Annotated in this window: 1 rRNA gene; it reads left to right on the forward strand. The window is 51.7% G+C overall.

Features of this window, described 5'->3' with window-relative positions:
• The first annotated feature begins 109 nt into the window (after nucleotides 1-109).
• Nucleotides 110-3,043: ribosomal RNA gene (locus TY49_RS00005) — 23S ribosomal RNA — on the forward strand.
• Nucleotides 3,044-3,100: the final 57 nt, after the last annotated feature.

The raw sequence follows: 3,100 nt of genomic DNA on the forward strand, positions 1-3,100 counted from the left end.
TTTTTTGTTCCTTGAAAACTAGATAATCGTAAGTAAGAAGAACCAAAGAAGAAACCGAGTGATCGCCATTTTAGTTTTCTCTCTATATTAATAGAGAAATGACCTTTTAGGTTAAGTTAGAAAGGGCGCACGGTGGATGCCTTGGCACTAGGAGCCGATGAAGGACGGGACTAACACCGATATGCTTCGGGGAGCTGTAAGTAAGCTTTGATCCGGAGATTTCCGAATGGGGAAACCCACTGTTCGTAATGGAACAGTATCTTTACCTGAATACATAGGGTATTGAAGGCAGACCCGGGGAACTGAAACATCTAAGTACCCGGAGGAAGAGAAAGCAAACGCGATTCCCTGAGTAGCGGCGAGCGAAACGGGACATAGCCCAAACCAAGAGGCTTGCCTCTTGGGGTTGTAGGACACTCAACATGGAGTTACAAAGGAACGGGGTAGATGAAGTGGTCTGGAAAGGCCCGTCAGAGAAGGTAAAAACCCTGTAGTTGAAACTTCGTTCCCTCCTGAGTGGATCCTGAGTACGGCGGGACACGAGAAATCCCGTCGGAAGCTGGGAGGACCATCTCCCAAGGCTAAATACTCCCTAGTGACCGATAGTGAACCAGTACCGTGAGGGAAAGGTGAAAAGCACCCCGGAAGGGGAGTGAAATAGATCCTGAAACCGTGTGCCTACAAGTAGTCAGAGCCCGTTAATGGGTGATGGCGTGCCTTTTGTAGAATGAACCGGCGAGTTACGATTACATGCAAGGTTAAGTTGAAAGACGGAGCCGCAGCGAAAGCGAGTCTGAATAGGGCGAATGAGTATGTGGTCGTAGACCCGAAACCAGGTGATCTACCCATGTCCAGGGTGAAGGTTGGGTAACACCAACTGGAGGCCCGAACCCACGCACGTTGAAAAGTGCGGGGATGAGGTGTGGGTAGCGGAGAAATTCCAATCGAACTTGGAGATAGCTGGTTCTCTCCGAAATAGCTTTAGGGCTAGCCTCACGTTGTAAGAGTCTTGGAGGTAGAGCACTGTTTGGACTAGGGGCCCTCATCGGGTTACCGAATTCAGACAAACTCCGAATGCCAAAGACTTATCCGTGGGAGTCAGACTGCGAGTGATAAGATCCGTAGTCAAAAGGGAAACAGCCCAGACCACCAGCTAAGGTCCCAAAGTATACGTTAAGTGGAAAAGGATGTGGAGTTGCTTAGACAACCAGGATGTTGGCTTAGAAGCAGCCACCATTTAAAGAGTGCGTAATAGCTCACTGGTCGAGTGACTCTGCGCCGAAAATGTACCGGGGCTAAACGTATCACCGAAGCTGTGGATTGACATCTTAGATGTCAGTGGTAGGAGAGCGTTCTAAGGGCGTTGAAGTCAGACCGTAAGGACTGGTGGAGCGCTTAGAAGTGAGAATGCCGGTATGAGTAGCGAAAGATGGGTGAGAATCCCATCCACCGAATGCCCAAGGTTTCCTGAGGAAGGCTCGTCCTCTCAGGGTTAGTCGGGACCTAAGCCGAGGCCGAAAGGCGTAGGCGATGGACAACAGGTTGATATTCCTGTACCACCTCTTTATCGTTTGAGCAATGGGGGGACGCAGTAGGATAGGGTAAGCGCGCTGTTGGATATGCGCGTCTAAGCAGTTAGGCTGCAAGTGAGGCAAATCCCGCTTGCGTGAAGGCTGAGCTGTGACAGCGAGGGAAATATAGTACCGAAGTTCCTGATTCCACACTGCCAAGAAAAGCCTCTAGCGAGATAAAAGGTGCCCGTACCGCAAACCGACACAGGTAGGCGAGGAGAGAATCCTAAGGTGAGCGAGAGAACTCTCGTTAAGGAACTCGGCAAAATGACCCCGTAACTTCGGGAGAAGGGGTGCTCATTTGGGTGAATAGCCTAGATGAGCCGCAGTGAATAGGCCCAGGCGACTGTTTAGCAAAAACACAGGTCTCTGCGAAGCCGCAAGGCGAAGTATAGGGGCTGACGCCTGCCCGGTGCTGGAAGGTTAAGAGGAGGGGTTAGCTCACGCGAAGCTCTGAATCGAAGCCCCAGTAAACGGCGGCCGTAACTATAACGGTCCTAAGGTAGCGAAATTCCTTGTCGGGTAAGTTCCGACCCGCACGAAAGGCGTAACGATCTGGGCACTGTCTCAACGAGAGACTCGGTGAAATTATAGTACCTGTGAAGATGCAGGTTACCCGCGACAGGACGGAAAGACCCCGTGGAGCTTTACTGTAGCCTGATATTGAATTTTGGTACAGCTTGTACAGGATAGGTAGGAGCCTGAGAAACCGGAGCGCCAGCTTCGGTGGAGGCGTCGGTGGGATACTACCCTGGCTGTATTGAAATTCTAACCCACGCCCCTGATCGGGGCGGGAGACAGTGTCAGGTGGGCAGTTTGACTGGGGCGGTCGCCTCCTAAAGAGTAACGGAGGCGCCCAAAGGTTCCCTCAGAATGGTTGGAAATCATTCGCAGAGTGTAAAGGCACAAGGGAGCTTGACTGCGAGACCTACAAGTCGAGCAGGGACGAAAGTCGGGCTTAGTGATCCGGTGGTTCCGCATGGAAGGGCCATCGCTCAACGGATAAAAGCTACCCCGGGGATAACAGGCTTATCTCCCCCAAGAGTCCACATCGACGGGGAGGTTTGGCACCTCGATGTCGGCTCATCGCATCCTGGGGCTGTAGTCGGTCCCAAGGGTTGGGCTGTTCGCCCATTAAAGCGGTACGCGAGCTGGGTTCAGAACGTCGTGAGACAGTTCGGTCCCTATCCGTCGTGGGCGCAGGAAATTTGAGAGGAGCTGTCCTTAGTACGAGAGGACCGGGATGGACGCACCGCTGGTGTACCAGTTGTCTTGCCAAAGGCATCGCTGGGTAGCTATGTGCGGACGGGATAAGTGCTGAAAGCATCTAAGCATGAAGCCCCCCTCAAGATGAGATTTCCCATAGCGCAAGCTAGTAAGAACCCTGAAAGATGATCAGGTTGATAGGTCAGAGGTGGAAGCGCGGTGACGTGTGGAGCTGACTGATACTAATCGTTCGAGGACTTAACCAAATAGATTACTCGTTCTTCTTATTCTTCTTACACATTATCTAGTTTTGAGGGAATAAA

Origin of the sequence: Mesobacillus selenatarsenatis SF-1 (genome assembly GCF_000813125.1) — a bacterium.
Classification (GTDB): Bacteria; Bacillota; Bacilli; order Bacillales; family Cytobacillaceae; genus Mesobacillus; species Mesobacillus selenatarsenatis.